Below are 15,156 nucleotides of genomic sequence, written 5' to 3'. Positions count from 1 at the left end.
CCTAAATCGGTCGTTTTTGTCCGAGTGCCCTACCCTATCCAAGATCAACCGCTTAGCCAGGCCAAAAACCCCCGGCAAAACCTTTGCGGTTTTGGCAGGTTTTTGTCACAGTGAGGCATGATCATTGGATATGCCCGCGTCAGCACTGACGACCAGAGTCTGGATTCACAGACGGATGCTCTTGCGGCAGCCGATGCCGAGAAGGTTTTCGCAGACAAGATCAGCGGATCGAGGCGCGCCCGCCCGGAACTGGACAGAATGCTGGAGCAGCTCCGCGACGGCGACGTTGTGACGGTCACGAAGTATGACCGCCTGGCGCGGTCTCTGAAGGACCTCTTGGAGATCGTAGAGGTGATCCGGGAACGTGGTGCCGGCTTCCGGTCCCTGGCCGAAGACATCGATACGACAACGCCGGCAGGCCGCTTGGTGTTTCATGTCTTCGCGTCCATTGCCCAGTTTGAGCGAGAGCGGATTTCGGAGCGCACCAGAGAAGGTTTGGCTTCAGCTCGCAAGCGAGGCCGGATCGGAGGCAGGCCCCCTGCCCTGTCAGCCGCTCAGAAAGATGAGGTGCGGCGTATGAGAGACGATGAACGCCGCGCTATCGCGGAGATCGCGCGGTTGTTCAAGGTGAGCGAGCGAACAGTGCGGCGAGCTTAGAAGCCTTCGAGGGTAGTTCGTATGTCCTCTATGGCGATAAGCGATGAGGTCATAAGCTTGCATGCGTCTTCATATTTTTTGATCTGAGAGAGCACATCTGCAGAAACGTCATTCGTGATATTCGGAAGAAGGACATCATAAACTTTCTTGGGCTTGATACGGCTGTGTGATGCAGATGTACCGGCAGTAAGAGATTGCACCTGCTCTTGGACAAACGGACTCAGCAGCAGGAAAGATATTAGATAAGGTGAGACTCCTTCTTTGGGTCGAATGACCTCATACTCCGAAGAGCAGAGCAGTTTTCTTCCCAAATCAGGAACAACGGCAACTCTCGGGATGCGCGGATTGATGCGTGAGAGGATCACCTCTCCAGGCTCTACGGGTATCCCTGGTGTGATCGGTTGGTATGACTTGATCCCAGGGATATCGAGTATCCCGTCACCAATCACATGAAGCACACTGATAAAATAGTGCTCCTCGGTATAGGCTGCCGCTCTTCTTTTTTGCGGAGAGCTTGCAAGTTCACTTAGTGGTTTAAGCGGGAACGGTGACCTAGACTCAAGCGCTGCCCGATCAAACAGCATTGTCCTAGGAGTCCAGGCGTCACACGCTGAAGGATTCAGATCTCTCCAGACAGCACGCGCAGGTCCGTTACTTGTCGTCGTATCGTCGCGATTGGCAAAAGCTTCAAACACAGACGGAAGCTCGTTCATCCCTTCGATCTTTTTTACGGTTACCCCCTTGCGCTTCGAAACCTGAAAGCCGAGGTCGTTCACCTCAGCAAAGAAGGTTGCATAGCTCTGTTGAGGAGCCTTCTTGCGAAACCCGAGCACCGCTGTCTTTGTTCTCGTCCCAGCTTGCGCGAAAGTCACTGGAGGTAGCTCTATGACACAAACAAGCTCAGCTGATCGCGACAGATGTTGGCGCAATACGGCTGCTATGCCTTTGGCCGAAACCACGCCGTCTGGAACAACAGCGAGACAAAGTCCTCCAGGTCTCAACAGGCTAAGATACCTGTCTATGAACAAAAGCTCGGAATCGATGACTTTCGAAGTGGATAGGCTCTTTGCAAAGAACGGAGTGCTGGACCGGCTGGTCCGCTGTAGAACTTCCACGGGAAAACGAGCGCCAAACGGTGGATTCGTAAGGATCAGATCGACTTTGCCGTCAAATTTGCTGATTGGTGTGTCATCTTGAACGGTATTGCCCATGAAAACATCATCGGCGCTGCTTTCAGAAAAGACTAGGTTGACCGCTGCAAGCCGCACCATCCGATCAACTTTGTCTTGGCCGACACAGTTGAGGCGTGCTCCCGCTTCTTTGCCGTACTTCTCCTCAAACCTAGACCTCCAAGATGTGAGAAATGAACCAACGCCACACGAAGGGTCTGCAACGATTAGGTTGCCATCAAGTTGGCTTGGTTCGAGTGTTTCGAGAGCAAGATCGACCATGAAGTCCACGACTTCGGGTGGAGTCATGTATTGTGCATCTTCAACATGACTGCGGAAATTATCTCTAATGTGATGACCGAAGGCTTCATTTAGGATGTCGAGCTGATGTTCTTTAGAGCTTTGTGCGTCGAATGCCCGACCTGAGGCTTGGAATAACTCGTATGCGATGTTCTCATCACCTTCTTCGAATGCAATCGAAGGCGTCGAACCGAAAATCGAACCCATCCCTTCTCGTCTAAATGCGTCGTGCTCCGCAGCTGTCCTGAAAAGCTCGTTCAAAGCCTGAACAGTGAAGGTCTTTCGATCGTACAGCGCTTGAAAGTTAGCGCTGTCCACTATGCCTTTCATGTGAGCATAATGGACTGCCAGAAGCTTGACGGTTTCATCAAGCTTCGCGTTTGCATCGCTGATACGGCCCTCCCGATGAAAGGTCTCCCTAACCTCCTGAAGTGCTTCGTAAATCTTCAGGTAAGGTGTGTCCGCCCTCTTCAACATGTCCAGCATCAGCGCTCGCCTCTTTCTGATTACAATCAGTATTGATGTCTATAGCTTGTAGCTCATTTTTCGTCACCAAGGCAAACATTCAAAAATGTCGAACTTACAAATACTTGGGGACATCATACGAACAGAGCGGGAGCAGCGAGGGCTATCGCAAGAAGCCCTTGCTGAGTTGGCAGGCTTATCCAGAACCCACATAGGCGAAATCGAGCGCGGCGAAGTAAAGGTTTCGTTTGTAGCGCTTGAAGCGACGGCACATGGCCTGGGGTTACCGCTGAGTGAATTGATGAAAAAATATGAACAGCGATGAAAAGCAAAGAATCGAGCAATCACTTTATCTGCTCAACGAGCACTATGACGCGTTTTTCTCGGTTTCGAAAATCGCACAGGAAACCGGACACCCTGTTCCAATGGATACCAGGGGATGGTCACAAATATTAGTAAGTGTACTGACCGGGATTAAGGGGTTGGAGCGCAAGAAGGGTGCCGATCTGGATGACGGTTCGGATGTGAAGGGTGCCAACACTTGGGAAGCAATCGATACACCCAGATTTAATGGCGTCATCAAGGCAGGCACGCATGCAAGTCACTCAGATAGCCTTGACTACCTTGATACAATGCCTTTTCTGTTTTTTGTTCTGTGGGATGTCTCAGCACTAGGCAAGCATCGGTGCCGAATTTGGACGGTGCGTCCGCAAGTCGATCCAATCTTTAGGGACATGTGCTCGGGGTGGTACGAAGCCCGTGCCGATGGACGGATAAAGAGTACCAACTTTCAACTCCATCCCCCTAGAGGAAAAGATACGAACGATATCAGAAACACGTTTGGAAACTTAACTTACCCAATTCTCTTTTGCGCCGAGCGCGAGCAAGAAAAGTTCACTTTGAAGAGCTATGATTATGATGTGATGTTGAACGGCCTCTGTGTTCATACAGAGGCCACGATGCTCTGACTCAACCTGGCTTCGTCCTGGTTGGAAAAGCACTTTCAGTGAAGTTCAGGGCAATAAGAATAAGCGATAACTGTTAACTGTTATCTTCTTCGACCATCGATTTCTGTGGCTTCAGGAACATCAATCCCTCCAGCTCTAAGGCAATGATATAGAAGTTCTTTTTTTGTGATGCCGCGCTTGTTCGCTTCAGCCGCGAAGGCTTCCTTTATGGGCTGTGGTACATTCGTGAACGAGAACTGGACGCGTGGTGCATCCTTTAATGCGGAAGATTTGGCCCTGCTCACACTCGGCAAAGGTGCCGTCATTGCCTTCAATTTCTTCGAGCTGTCATCCGCATCCAGATCGTCGTCAAGGTTTACGCTGACTTTGGCCATGACCCGCTCCTATAGAAACCCAAGAGACCCCTACCCTGCAAATCTGCAAGCACCGACTGAGCCGACCGCCGCGCCGATCCCTGCGGAGCCTGGCCTGTAGAAGTCATTTCCTTGAAGCCCGTTCGATGGGCGCACATAGCATTGAGGCGCGGAACGTTCTGTGCGTCGAGTGCATCAACGATAGCCTGTGTGATGTTGGTCTGCGTATCCACATCCATCATGACCACTAGCGCCGGAATCTCCTTCTCCATCGTCTCTGCAACACTCTGGACGTGCGAAAACGTTCGCTTGGCCCCTTTGGCGTCGGCTTCATTGGCTTTCGATGGGATCAAGATCAGATTTGCGGCTGCGATAGCATGCATCGCCATAGCCGACTTAAACCCCGCAGTATCGACAAAGATCGCATCGTAAGTAGGATCAGCCTTCTTCAAAGCTTTGACGGTGGGGATCAGCTTTTCGTCGTCTTCTTCGTAGAGCCAATCAAGATCAGTCTGTTCTTTCTTGGCCCATGCTTCCAAGTGGCGCTGAGGATCAGTATCGATCACAGCGACCCTGGCACCGTCTTGAACCATCAGACTGGCGATTGCTGTTAGGAGCGTTGTTTTGCCCGCTCCACCCTTTTCTTGCACTACGCTTATGACCTGGGTCATCGCCTGCCTCTTTCTTGTTTTCGCAACCCTTAACTCATAACCAATAACTGTCAACTAATAACTATTATCAGATAACTGTTAAGTGATATGGGTTATCTGCTATGGAGCGCGTCCCTTTCGTTCGTACCATTTTCGGCAAAACCCCACGAACGCAGCATCCGGATGGCGCGGCGGGTCGTTCATCCACATCCGCCATTCTTGCTCAAGGAAGTACACGTCCCAGGTCGGAGCAGCCTCGCGGGCTTTCTCGTAAGCATCGGACGACAGACGCACCGTAACCTCTGAAGCAATTGCAGAACTGTCGCCGTACACGTCCAGAAACTCGGGTTTTGGCGTGACCTCCAGAACATCGTGTAGAAGCCTGAAACAGTAATCCGGCATGTGTGATTGATCTTCGTCCGCCTTGCAAATCGCTTTAACGAGGCGCTTGAACTCCTTTGCTGTGGAGGTCGAGCCGGTCTTGTGCTGGAGCTTATCGAGGCCGATCCGCCAAACGTCCTGCTTGCCGCAATGCTTGCGGGCCAGCTCATAGAGCCGCCGCTCCAGTGGCTTCCTAAGCTGAAAGTAGGCTTTGTGCAGGGTAAGCACATTCTTGTTTTCAATGGCTTTTACCAGCCAATCACCCATTTCAAGCTCGACGCTAAGCAAGCGCCCTGTGGAGTCTTCTTTGACGATCCGAGCATCCGTGATGAACGAGATCGAGCGCCACTCCCCAACACCATGATCATGGATGTTTGTTTCTATCTGAGTGAACTGAAGCCGGGTGAGAGCACGACGTAGCGTGGCATAAGCCTGGCCCGTGGTGTGACGGTTCGTGGCCTTCAGAAGGTCATGGGCTGAAATCTGGACACGGCGTCCAATTTCCTGACCTTCATTCTTCGCAGCCATGAGCTGACTAAGCACATAGATCAGAATGTCTCTGTCAAAAACATTGGCGCGTCCTTCTTCGGCGGCAGGTGTGATCTTCACCTTCACATTGCCCTGCTCATACTCAAATGCAGCCATGTCCTTTTTGACCGACAAGGAAAAGAGCGGATGCTCCATTGAGGCGCGGTCGCTCTTCGGTGTCGCATCGAGGATATCGCACACGAACAGGTCCGGCTCTGTATGCCGCTGCGGAAGCAATGCAGTGCGTTTACGAGGCCTCGCCATTATTCGATACTCTACCCACCATTATTCGACAGTCTGCCCACCAAGAAGGCAGGTTTTTCGATACTCTACACACCGTTCTTCGATAGTCTACCCACCAATTTTCGATACTCTACACACCGACAGCCAAAATCACCGCAGTATTGTCGAATAATATCAGCGCCTTGCGAGTCCACCGATTCTCGTAACACCCTTTATAACACAGATATAACACACAGCATCTCAGCCACACCTGGCCGACATCAGCACTTCACCGCTCACCGTTGGTAAAACACGCAGGCATCGACGCCCGTGGTTGTCGTGGTCCAGGACGCTCCGAGGACAGTGCACATGGAAGCGTTGCTGACTAAGAAACGAGGAAGCGTCAACGTCAGGACAAGAGCCAGAACGACAGCACCCAGGCCGAACCATGGAAGACGGCTTTTGAAGCGATCCAGCTTCTGTTCCCGTTCCCAGAGCTGACGCATGGTGTCCGACTTGGCATCCTCAGCTTTCTTGAGAGCTTCCTGAGTGTGGTTGGACGCCCGGAGCAGATCACCGGCCATCTGGCCAACGCGGGTCAGGGTATCGCCAATCCTGCCGTCGATGGTTGCGCCGACAATCTCGCCATAGTGTTCCGGGTTGGTTTGCTTTTGAGCGGCGAAGGCGGCAGAGCGGGCTTCCGTCGCCGTCTTGTTCACGCGGTCGAGGACCCGCGTCTGATCATCCACCCGATCCGAGATGCTGGCGACCGCCGTGGCGAGTAGATCGAGCGTTTCGCGCAAATCATCATCTGAAAGCGGGGCAGGGGAGGCAGGCGTGTCAGACATGGCGGATTGCTTTCAGGTTATTGGGCTTCAGGTATGAACAGCCCGGCAAATTCAGGGTCGGCGTAGTAGCGCAGCTTTTGCGCGACGGCGGTGGCCTGCCCCTGGACGCGCAGGAGCTGACGATCCGGGGGGAGCTGCATGATTTCATCGGGGGTCAGAAGATCGCGGCCCGTGAGGTTGTTCGAGAAGCTGGGGCCGTCACCGGGCTTGAAGCTGTCAGTCTGGAATCCGGCAGTTTCCTGGCCAATCATCTGGCTCAGCCACTTGGCCGTCTCAAAGTCGTTTACCCCGAAGACCTGTTGCACTCCGGCATTCGCGATGAAGGTGCCAGCGCGCTCGCCATAGAGGTCCTTGAGCTGGCTCATGTCCTGCAGGATCGGCCAGAGCTGAAGCCCATAACCTGCCATCAACCCCATGGCGCGCTCTACGGCCTCCAGACGGCCCAGGGCGGCGAATTCATCGAGGAGGAATAGGGTAGGGGCCGTGAGGCGCTCAGAACGGCCCTCTGACGCACTCTGAGGCCGCTCAGCGTCCCGCGCAATGTCCTGGAGGGCCTGGGAGACCAGCAGGCGCAGCCAGCGACTGTAGGCGTCCATCCGGTTCGGCGGCAGGACCAGGAAGACGGAGGTGATCCGGTGCCGCAGATCGGAGAAGGCGAAGTCCGAGTGCGCCAGACACTTAGCGATCCGGGGCGAGTCCAGAAAATGGGTATGCCGCTGCGCGTTCGACAGAACCGAGGCGGCTTCCCGGTCTGCCTTGCCGAGGAAGCGGTTGGCGGCGCGGGCGATCAGCCCGCCTGCTTCGTCGCTGTCCTGCATCAGCTCCAAGAGCGCACGAAGCTTTTCCGGGGGCAGGGTGAGATATTCCCGGACGGTGGCGAGGGACCGGCGGTCGCGATCTTCGTGGCAGACGCAGAACATGATCAGCCCGCCGAGGATCGCCTTGGCCTCCTCGTTCCAGTGTGCTTCCGTCACCTGTCCCGGCGGGTCCATGACCAGCGCCTCTGTCAGGGAGGCGGCATCCTCGCCTAGATCGAGGCTGTCGGGCGTCAGCCTGTCGAGCGGGTTGTAGGCGGCGGAGGGGTGGCCGCTGACCTCAAACGGATCGAGAACGTGGACCGTCCCAATCCGCCGCCGAGCTTCCCCGGCGATCCGGGCATTCTCGCCCTTGGGGTCGATCACCAGGACCGATCTTTCCGTCGCCAGCAGGTTTGGGATCACGGTACCGACGCCTTTCCCAGCCCGTGTCGGGGCGAGTGTGATCAGATGGGCTGGGCCGTCATAACGCAGCAGCCGCCCGGTGTGTGGATTGCGCCCGATCAGAAGACCGGCATCTTCTTGCCCTTTGCCCCGCTCCAGCTTCTTCAGCTCCTTGCGGTTCGCAAACCGCGCCGAGCCGTGGCTGTCACCGGTCAGCCCGAAATAGGCATCAGCCCCGGAGGCCATGCGCCAGTACTGGAAGCCGAAGACAGCGCCTATGAGCATGAAGGGACCGAAGACCAGCCATTGCCAGGCGCTTTCGCCGGGCGTCTGATCGAAGAAGGCGAAGATGAACGGCGTGGCCACCAGGGAGCCGAGCATCGCCCCGAACAGCACAGCGCCGATCATCCAGCCCAACAGGATGGGCGTGAAGATCAACCGACCGAAGAAGCGGAACAGCCTCCCGAAGACGAGCATCACGCTCCGCATCAGGACGCGCCCTCATCGGTAGGGGTAGGGGCGTCCCATTCTGCGAAGGCTTTGCGATCCTGTTCACGGGACAGATTGCGGATCAGCCGGTCGAGCACGGCGGCAGCATTGGAATCCCGTTCCGCCAGGTCCATGAGCGCCCCGCCCAGGATCACCTTGCGGCGTGTATCCAGCTTGCGCTGTCTGGTGGCTTCCCGGTTCTTCAGAGCCTGAAGGCGGGCCTTGGCCTGGGCATATCGTTTCTCGGCGCGTTCAAGCTCAGTCTCGGCCAATTCGGGAATCCACTTCAAAAAGGGCAGGTGTAAAGGTTAGGCTTGCCACAACCAGCGATAGCGCTTACCCGTAGGCCTGTAAAGGACAAGGGCGCACTTATGCAAACTCTCCACCTGTGGTTCCGAGCTTTGCGTGCGATCTCGTTGAGGCAAGGCCTCAGCCGATGGCGAACTCCGTCCGACGCGATGCGCGTCGGAATGAAAGGCCCTCCCGGCCTCTCAAACTCTCCAGGGCCAACTTCGGCAGTTGGATTGCGTCCCGCAATGTCGCGCCAGCGTCTCGCCCGATGCCCCACGGTGGGGGCCGGTCTGCCGGTGGCGTCTCCCTTGCGGGAGGTATCGCGCCCGGGTGCTGACGCCCCTTCGCGATACCGGGTTTGCCCCGGGCAAACCGCCAGTGAACTGTCCCCATATCCCGCCCCCCATGAGGCTGGGGATATGGGGACAGTTCACTGGCAAGCCCGCGCCTCAGCCGTGCGTTGCACCCCTTCAGCCGGGCTGTCTTTTCCACTCGTATCGCGCCGGGGCAGGGCGCGATCCATCGGGGAAAAGACGGCTGACCAGATGGTCCATGTCGGAGCATGGGCGGGGGTCAGCAGCGGCGCACCTTTTCGTCGTTCACGTCACGGACGAGGATAGAGGGCATGGCCAGCTACCACCTCTCCGTGAAGACGATCAAACGCAGCGCCGGGCGCTCTGCCACGGCAGCCGCGGCCTACCGTGTCGGGGAGCGCATCGAGTGCCAGCGCGAAGGTCGCGTCCACGATTACACCCGCAAGCAGGGTATCGAGGAGACCTTCATCCTGACCCCGAAGGACGCGCCGGACTGGGCCACGGATCGGTCCCGCCTCTGGAACGAGGCCGAGGCCAGCGAGACCCGCCGCAACTCCGTCACCGCCCGCGAGTGGGAGCTGGCCCTGCCCTCCGAGATCAGCGCTGAGGACCGGTCACAGATCACCCGCGACTTCGCCCAAGAGCTGGTCAGCCGCTATGGCGTGGCCGTCGATGTGGCGATCCATGCACCGCATCGGGAAGGCGATCAGCGGAACCACCATGCCCATGTCCTGACTTCGACCCGCAAGCTCGAAGCGGACGGCTTCACCGCCAAGACGCGCGTGCTCGATTCCGCGAAGACCGGCGGCGTCGAGATCGAGCAGATGCGCGGCCTCTGGGCCGAGCTGCAGAACCGGGCGCTGGAGCGGGCAGGGGAGGTGGAGCGCGTCGATCACCGGTCGCTCGAAGCGCAGCGCGAGGCAGCAGTTGAGCGCGGTGACGAGCTGGCCGCCGAGGAACTGGCCCGCGATCCGGAGCTGAAGCTGGGACCGGCGGCCAATTCCATGGAGCGCCGGGCGAAGGCGATGGCCGAGCGCCAGGGCCAGGAATATGTCCCCGTCACGGAGCGCGGGACTGTTGTCCATGCCGCCCGCCAAGCTCGTGCGGCCTTCCGCGAAATGCGCGAACGCCTGGACATTGCGCGGGAGACTTACGGGACGGCACGTGAGGAAGGGCAGGGCCGTGTCTCTGCCGGTTTGGCAGCACTCAGGGCCGCAACCGCGAAAGATCGCGACCGCAACCCTGAGGATTTCCGGGAGCGGCTGGCGCGCGTCGTGGGCGGGTCACGGGATCAGGACGACACGCCGAAGCCGGAAGGCCGCAATTATGCGCGGGAGCGGCTGAAAGACATCATGGAGAAGGACGCCGGGCGAGACGGCCAGGCGGCGGTTCACAAGCTGGACGGTCACAGCGAGTACGATCTGGGCGAGGACACAGGGCGCCAGGCGCGCAAGCCCTCCGTCAACGAGCGTCTGAAGGACGTGCTGAACAAGCCGCGTGAGAAGCTGGAGATCGAGGACGAGCGCGACCAGGAGAAGGATCAAGAGGTCGAGAAGGATCGTGACATCGACCGTGATCCGGGCCTCAGTCACTGACGAGGCGATGCGAGGTCGTTTCCCCGATTTTCATGGGAATGCTCGCCTGTGCGAACCCAATACCGACGAGGAACGAAATAACGCCCGTTGCAGTCTTGAACTCGCGCACCCTGATCGCATTCTGGGTCACGCGCGTCCTGGCTGTGACAAGGATTTTCTCCTGTCCATCGTTTCCGACCGTCCGCATGATCCATAGACCGTACCAGCTTGGTCCTTTGCGTTCAGGATCGGCTTTACACAGCACTTCGACCGTATGCCCCTCCTCGGCAAGCGCCCGAAGGCCTTGTTCGGTGGTCACGTTGAGTTCGAGTTCAGTCGTTTGGTTCATCGCATAAACTGAGAAAGGAGAGAATGTCTCAGTGTGGCGGAATTCAGCAATGCGTTCAATAGTATATTATTGGAGAGGTATGCATTTTCAGATCAGTTGGCTTCGGGCATGTTTGCCCATGATAGCCGGAGACTGTTGCCCGCTCTTTTTGGCAAGTTGGCCCGCTTTACGAGGCGTCCCGAAACTTCAAAGTCATCGTCAATTTTTACGACGAGCAGTTTGCTGAAATGCCTGTCGAGACGCACGCTGGTCTTTTCTTTGCTGTTGATCGGCGAAATTGTTTTGATTTCAACGAAGTCGTTTCCCAATCTACCATCGGAGCCTTGGGCATGGTTTTTGTGAAGTTTGATTCCATACATGATCGCACCGAAAAGTTCACCAATGTCGCCGTAGACGTTGAGGTGCTGTCCAGTATCGCAGAAATAGGCCTCTGCAAGCGTCAGCAGGTCCTGAAAGTACGGAACTAAAGTTGGATCAGCGTTCGGGTACTTCAGGCGTAGTTCAGCCTCGCGCTCAAGTTCAGCGAGACGGCTGTACTTGGTTTCTTCTGGGTCGATAATGCTATCCCAACCAAGCCATTCGCCATCAATCCAAAATGCGTTGTCTGGCCCTAGTACGTCGGCTGTCATTTGAAACTCCTATCCCAGAACAATACCCTAAGACTTTGAAAAGATTATGACCGCCCTTCGCTTCGGTTCACGCCTTTAAAGCTGATAGAGTTCAGTGATCCCGGCTGGGTGCCGGTCTCGCTTTGAGTGGTAGCCAGGGCAGGGGATCGACGGGCTGACGCCCGCTCACCCCTACCCTGACGGTTTCCCAATCCTGTTGATCCGCCTGCCATCCCGGCGGGTCCGAGAAAACCGGCAAGCGCCGCCGGTGGCGTCGGTTCCGGTCGAGAATTCCGGTTCCTCCCACGCGCAGGCGCGCGGTTCCCTCCCAAATTCACGCCCTCCACCCGGTTGTCACGGCCCCGCCAGGCCGCAGGACGGGCTTTGCCCTTACCTGCTCTGCCGTCCGGAATGCATGGGCATTCCAGACAACAGAGAAGGAAGGCCCGCCCATCGGCGGAAAGGGGAAGAGACCCGGCCCGCGTCACTCGAAGGAGGGTCACAAATGACCGCAGAGAAGTTTGACGTTTATTCCCATGTCACCAACCAGATCATCGCGCAGATCGAGGCGGGAACACCGCCCTGGCGTAAACCGTGGACTGGCGGCGGAGGAGGGGTCAGCTTGCCGGAACGGTTCAACGGCGAGGCCTATCGGGGCATCAACGTCCTGATGCTTTGGGCGACAGCGATGGCCAAGGACTACAGTTCAGCCCGATGGATGACGTTCAATCAGGCCAAGCAGCTTGGGGGCCATGTTCGAAAGGGCGAGAAATCCGCCACCGTCGTGAAGTATGGGACCGTCGAGCGCGAGGACGAGAACGGCGAGGAACGTCAGATCCCCTATGCCAAGGCTTACCGCGTGTTCAACGCCGACCAGATCGAGGGCTTGCCTGCCGAGTTCTACATCCTGCCCGACCCGCCCCGTGATCTTGGCACCGTGGCCGACCCCGAGCTGGAGGCGTTCTTTGCCGCGACCGGCGCGCAGATCGACGTGACCGAAGAGCCGCGCGCCTATTACAACATCAAGACCGACCGCATCCACATGCCGCCGATTGGCACGTTTTATCGGGCGGCAGGGTATTTTGGCACCTTGGCCCATGAGACAATCCACTGGACCGGCGCGACAAAGCGGCTGGACCGTTTGGGCCGGTTCAACGACCGCAAGGCCTACGCGTTCGAGGAACTGGTCGCGGAGATTGGCAACTGCATGCTTTGCGCGCAGATCGGGGTGGAGCCTGAATTCGACCAGAGCGCGGCCTATGTCGAAGGATGGCTTGAGGCGATGAAGGAAGATAGCCGCGCGATTTTCCGCGCCGCGTCCGAAGCGCAGAAAGCCGTGGATTACATCATGGACCGCACCACGCAGGCCAACAGGATGGCCGCCGAGTAACAGCCCGCATCGCCGCAATGATCGAGGCCCCCGTCAGCAGGCGGGGGCCTTTTGCGTTCTAGCGTGATCCAGGTGGCGGCGGTTTTAGGGTGACCTGTCGGCGGGCAACCTGAAGGCCACCCGCCGACAGGCCCGGCGCTTCGCGCGGACTGGCATGAAATGCCTTGAAGTTGTGTATCCTGCGGTGCGGAGAAAGTCCGGAGATAGCTCAGAGTGACGAACGTGGTCGTTGGCATAATGGCTGCAATGCGCAAAAAGCGGGCATTGCAGAGATGTAAAGTTCAAGAAAACCAGAATCGTTCGCTGGACGTTACTTCTCGATTGCCGCTACTCTCTTCGGCGTTGTGAGTATCAAAAAAACAATGATTGCGCTGAGATTTAGTCTTTAATTTCGGCACACAGTCGGCAGGCATATGGCAGAAGCATTTGGATCTTATGGGGACTTTCAAGGTTTCACGCTGGACGACGTGAAGGGAATGAGCACGGAAGAGCAAGTCGACATGATAGTCGATTGGTTCAACTATCATTTCGAGGACCCTCAAAACGACACTCCCTACAACAAAGACTTGGGTGGCTACGTTTTCCTTTGGGGTGGCCCATTCGACGCGAATGAGACGATCCAAGACTTCTTTTCGGATGCCGTGAACTTCGACACTATGATGCTTGCCGTTGATCACATCCAGCGCGACGGAACACTGGATTGGGCTCCGACGACTCGCGGTGACTTCTATGAACACCCGGACGAAGAGATCGAAGAAGAAGAGCTTACGCTTGATACGCCGGAGGAAGTCCCGAACGAACCTGAGGCCCGTGCCGAAGTCTTAGCTCGCCTCGACGAGTTGGAAGCACTCGTCCAACCGATCTTGGACCAAGCCAACACGCAAGCACCTCCGATGATGGGGCACAATAACCCGCCGGAAGAACTTGAGGTCGTTCAGGCTGTTTCCAAGGAGGAATGGCAAAACATCAAACTGACTATTGAGGTAGTTAGAACGGAGGTGACCTCCGAGGAACCCGATCTCAAGGTCGTTGATGGAGGCAAGAACCTTTTCATCTCGGCCGCCAAAGCACTCGGCATCTGGATAAAGAACCGATTCAACGCCGCAGTTGATGCGGGGGCAGCCTTTGGTGCCGTTTATGGAATTACAAACCCCGAAGCTGCGAAAGCTGCACTGATCAACGCAGCTCAAGCGATCCAGAACTGGGTGGCCTCGCTGCCCCTCCCGTTCTAACTGCCGATGATTGTTGAGATACCGCATAATCTCACCCCGGCGTCGTTGCTTGGCTTCTCGCAGACCCTCGACAATCTCCCAGATGACGAGCTCTACGAGTTCGACTTTGGCGCCGCCCGCTGGTTTCCGCCGTTTTCGATGCTGTTACTGTCGGTCCTATTGAAGAGGTTTCGCGATCAGCGGCCAGACTCGCGATGCAGAGCTCGCAACCATGAGAACCACACCTACGCGGCATACCTTGGCTTCTTTCAGTCGTTTGGCCTTCGACACGGCAATGAACCCGGAGAAGCTCCCGGCAGCGACAGCTACGTTCCGATCACACGTCTCGATGTTGCGGAGATACAGGCAGAGGCTGACGCTGCTTGGGTTGAACCCGGAGAGATCATCGAGGCTCGTGCCCGAGAACTATCCGGCGTCTTGACGCAAACAGACAGCGGTCCGCTGTTCGACACGCTGTCCTACGCAATTCGCGAGATTATCCGCAACACGGTTGAGCACAGCGGCGCAGAAGCTGTTCTGTTGTGCGCTCAGCATTGGCCGACTAGGCATGAAGTCGAAGTTGGGATCGCAGATGCTGGTGTCGGTATTCAGCAAGGGCTTGCCAACAACCCCTCATATCGCGGCCTTACAAACAGAGACGCGCTGCAAACGGCTCTTATGCCTGGAGTCTCGGGAAACCCGCAAGCTGGTCGAGGCCAGGAGGTCTGGCAGAACTCGGGGTACGGTCTCTACATGACCAATCGCATCTGCCGCAACGGCGGGCGGTTTATGATATGCAGCGGCGACTCCGCCATTTCTTTAAACCAAGCAAACAAGACCGAACTGCCCTGCAACATGCCGGGAACAGCCGTTCGCATGTTGCTCAATACCCACCGCCTTCCAGAACTCCGGGAACAGTTGCAACGCTTTCGGGATGAAGGGCATCAAGCCGCGCAGACCATACGAGGAGCGAACCGAAGCTTTGCGTCAACGGCATCGCAAATGCTGTCCATAGACTTCGATCCAGATCGGGGTCTCGATGATTGATCTCTTCACTTTGGGCTGAGACCTATCACAAAAGCCCCCTGGACAATTGGCAGCTCAGTCCCGCACAGCGGGCATAGCTGGACCGGCACAAACGGTCGATGCTGGTGAAAAACTCTAGCCTTGATCGAGGCCCAAACGGCTGA

16 protein-coding genes are annotated in these 15,156 nt (G+C 56.9%); 7 read left to right on the top strand and 9 right to left on the bottom strand.

Annotated elements, in window-relative coordinates; genetic code table 11:
• Positions 1–117: 117 nt before the first annotated feature.
• A complete protein-coding gene (locus ATO11_RS20685) occupies positions 118–657 on the top strand; it encodes a recombinase family protein (RefSeq protein WP_050532813.1) in 540 nt (179 codons plus the stop codon).
• On the opposite strand, the gene ATO11_RS21545 is transcribed toward ATO11_RS20685, so the two are convergent.
• Positions 654–2,612 (bottom strand): N-6 DNA methylase, encoded by a 1,959-nt coding sequence (locus ATO11_RS21545; protein ID WP_082176567.1) that lies wholly within the window; start codon positions 2,610–2,612, stop codon positions 654–656. The two genes, ATO11_RS20685 and ATO11_RS21545, sit on opposite strands and share 4 nt — an antisense overlap.
• Positions 2,613–2,697: 85 nt before the next feature.
• Here ATO11_RS21545 and ATO11_RS21540 point away from each other — a divergent pair, with 85 nt between their 5' ends.
• Together ATO11_RS21540 and ATO11_RS20680 are read left to right on the top strand one after the other, a co-directional pair.
• Complete coding sequence (locus tag ATO11_RS21540) at positions 2,698–2,916, top strand: helix-turn-helix domain-containing protein (RefSeq protein ID WP_082176566.1); 219 nt, start codon at positions 2,698–2,700, stop codon at positions 2,914–2,916.
• Complete coding sequence (locus ATO11_RS20680) at positions 2,903–3,559, top strand: MamI family restriction endonuclease (RefSeq protein WP_050532812.1); 657 nt, start codon at positions 2,903–2,905, stop codon at positions 3,557–3,559. Before ATO11_RS21540 ends, ATO11_RS20680 begins: the two co-directional genes overlap by 14 nt.
• Positions 3,560–3,639: 80 nt before the next feature.
• On the opposite strand, the gene ATO11_RS21935 is transcribed toward ATO11_RS20680, so the two are convergent.
• The 6 genes from ATO11_RS21935 to ATO11_RS20655 all read right to left on the bottom strand — a co-directional run bounded on the left by ATO11_RS21935 (position 3,640) and on the right by ATO11_RS20655 (position 8,519).
• Positions 3,640–3,933, bottom strand: coding sequence for a hypothetical protein (locus ATO11_RS21935; RefSeq protein WP_134643191.1), 294 nt, complete (start codon positions 3,931–3,933; stop codon positions 3,640–3,642).
• Positions 3,915–4,583: a ParA family protein gene (locus ATO11_RS20675; RefSeq protein ID WP_050532811.1), complete on the bottom strand. Its 669-nt coding sequence runs from the start codon at positions 4,581–4,583 to the stop codon at positions 3,915–3,917. Before ATO11_RS20675 ends, ATO11_RS21935 begins: the two co-directional genes overlap by 19 nt.
• A 99-nt stretch (positions 4,584–4,682) precedes the next feature.
• Positions 4,683–5,672 carry a replication initiator protein A gene (locus ATO11_RS20670; RefSeq protein WP_242601491.1) on the bottom strand — a complete coding sequence of 330 codons (990 nt, stop codon included), beginning with the start codon at positions 5,670–5,672 and terminating at the stop codon, positions 4,683–4,685.
• Positions 5,673–5,989: 317 nt separating this feature from the next.
• Positions 5,990–6,541: a hypothetical protein gene (locus ATO11_RS20665; protein ID WP_050532810.1), complete on the bottom strand. Its 552-nt coding sequence runs from the start codon at positions 6,539–6,541 to the stop codon at positions 5,990–5,992.
• A 17-nt stretch (positions 6,542–6,558) separates the two neighbouring features.
• On the bottom strand, positions 6,559–8,229 hold the full coding sequence (locus ATO11_RS20660; protein ID WP_050532809.1) for a type IV secretory system conjugative DNA transfer family protein: 1,671 nt from the start codon (positions 8,227–8,229) through the stop codon (positions 6,559–6,561).
• Positions 8,229–8,519, bottom strand: a complete 291-nt coding sequence (locus ATO11_RS20655) for a mobilization protein (protein WP_242601490.1) — start codon at positions 8,517–8,519, stop codon at positions 8,229–8,231. The genes ATO11_RS20660 and ATO11_RS20655 overlap by 1 nt, the downstream gene beginning before the upstream one ends.
• A 626-nt stretch (positions 8,520–9,145) precedes the next feature.
• Between ATO11_RS20655 and mobQ the strand changes: the two genes are divergently transcribed.
• Entirely contained in the window at positions 9,146–10,429 is a 1,284-nt protein-coding gene (gene mobQ / locus ATO11_RS20650) for a MobQ family relaxase (protein WP_050532807.1), read from the top strand.
• On the opposite strand, the gene ATO11_RS20645 is transcribed toward mobQ, so the two are convergent.
• Both ATO11_RS20645 and ATO11_RS20640 read right to left on the bottom strand, forming a co-directional pair.
• Entirely contained in the window at positions 10,419–10,757 is a 339-nt protein-coding gene (locus ATO11_RS20645; protein WP_050532806.1) for a hypothetical protein, read from the bottom strand. The genes mobQ and ATO11_RS20645 overlap by 11 nt on opposite strands.
• A 92-nt stretch (positions 10,758–10,849) precedes the next feature.
• Positions 10,850–11,386 (bottom strand): hypothetical protein, encoded by a 537-nt coding sequence (locus ATO11_RS20640; protein ID WP_050532805.1) that lies wholly within the window; start codon positions 11,384–11,386, stop codon positions 10,850–10,852.
• Between the two features lie 484 nt (positions 11,387–11,870).
• Between ATO11_RS20640 and ATO11_RS20635 the strand changes: the two genes are divergently transcribed.
• The 3 genes from ATO11_RS20635 (at position 11,871) to ATO11_RS20625 (ending at position 15,013) form a co-directional block, all read left to right on the top strand.
• Positions 11,871–12,755 (top strand): ArdC family protein, encoded by an 885-nt coding sequence (locus ATO11_RS20635; RefSeq protein ID WP_050532804.1) that lies wholly within the window; start codon positions 11,871–11,873, stop codon positions 12,753–12,755.
• A gap of 413 nt (positions 12,756–13,168) precedes the next feature.
• Positions 13,169–13,987: a hypothetical protein gene (locus ATO11_RS20630; protein ID WP_050532803.1), complete on the top strand. Its 819-nt coding sequence runs from the start codon at positions 13,169–13,171 to the stop codon at positions 13,985–13,987.
• Between the two features lie 6 nt (positions 13,988–13,993).
• Positions 13,994–15,013, top strand: coding sequence for an ATP-binding protein (locus tag ATO11_RS20625; protein WP_050532802.1), 1,020 nt, complete (start codon positions 13,994–13,996; stop codon positions 15,011–15,013).
• The last annotated feature ends 143 nt before the right edge of the window (positions 15,014–15,156 follow it).

It is taken from the genome of Pseudaestuariivita atlantica (genome assembly GCF_001205715.1).
GTDB classification, from domain to species: domain Bacteria; phylum Pseudomonadota; class Alphaproteobacteria; order Rhodobacterales; family Rhodobacteraceae; genus Pseudaestuariivita; species Pseudaestuariivita atlantica.
The sequence above is the reverse complement of the archived record's forward strand: the minus strand, read 5'-3'. Positions and strand labels throughout refer to the sequence as shown.

Bases quoted from the DNA above. Each gene is read 5' to 3' on its own strand.
- ATO11_RS20685 (WP_050532813.1), top strand. From the start codon at position 118: ATGATCATTGGATATGCCCGCGTCAGCACTGACGACCAGAGTCTGGAT.
- ATO11_RS20640 (WP_050532805.1), bottom strand. From the start codon at position 11,386: ATGACAGCCGACGTACTAGGGCCAGACAACGCATTTTGGATTGATGGC.
- ATO11_RS20625 (WP_050532802.1), top strand. From the start codon at position 13,994: ATGATTGTTGAGATACCGCATAATCTCACCCCGGCGTCGTTGCTTGGC.
- ATO11_RS21545 (WP_082176567.1), bottom strand. From the start codon at position 2,612: ATGCTGGACATGTTGAAGAGGGCGGACACACCTTACCTGAAGATTTAC.
- ATO11_RS20660 (WP_050532809.1), bottom strand. From the start codon at position 8,229: ATGCGGAGCGTGATGCTCGTCTTCGGGAGGCTGTTCCGCTTCTTCGGT.
- ATO11_RS20665 (WP_050532810.1), bottom strand. From the start codon at position 6,541: ATGTCTGACACGCCTGCCTCCCCTGCCCCGCTTTCAGATGATGATTTG.
- ATO11_RS20630 (WP_050532803.1), top strand. From the start codon at position 13,169: ATGGCAGAAGCATTTGGATCTTATGGGGACTTTCAAGGTTTCACGCTG.
- ATO11_RS20680 (WP_050532812.1), top strand. From the start codon at position 2,903: ATGAACAGCGATGAAAAGCAAAGAATCGAGCAATCACTTTATCTGCTC.
- ATO11_RS21935 (WP_134643191.1), bottom strand. From the start codon at position 3,933: ATGGCCAAAGTCAGCGTAAACCTTGACGACGATCTGGATGCGGATGAC.
- mobQ (WP_050532807.1), top strand. From the start codon at position 9,146: ATGGCCAGCTACCACCTCTCCGTGAAGACGATCAAACGCAGCGCCGGG.
- ATO11_RS21540 (WP_082176566.1), top strand. From the start codon at position 2,698: ATGTCGAACTTACAAATACTTGGGGACATCATACGAACAGAGCGGGAG.
- ATO11_RS20675 (WP_050532811.1), bottom strand. From the start codon at position 4,583: ATGACCCAGGTCATAAGCGTAGTGCAAGAAAAGGGTGGAGCGGGCAAA.
- ATO11_RS20635 (WP_050532804.1), top strand. From the start codon at position 11,871: ATGACCGCAGAGAAGTTTGACGTTTATTCCCATGTCACCAACCAGATC.
- ATO11_RS20645 (WP_050532806.1), bottom strand. From the start codon at position 10,757: ATGAACCAAACGACTGAACTCGAACTCAACGTGACCACCGAACAAGGC.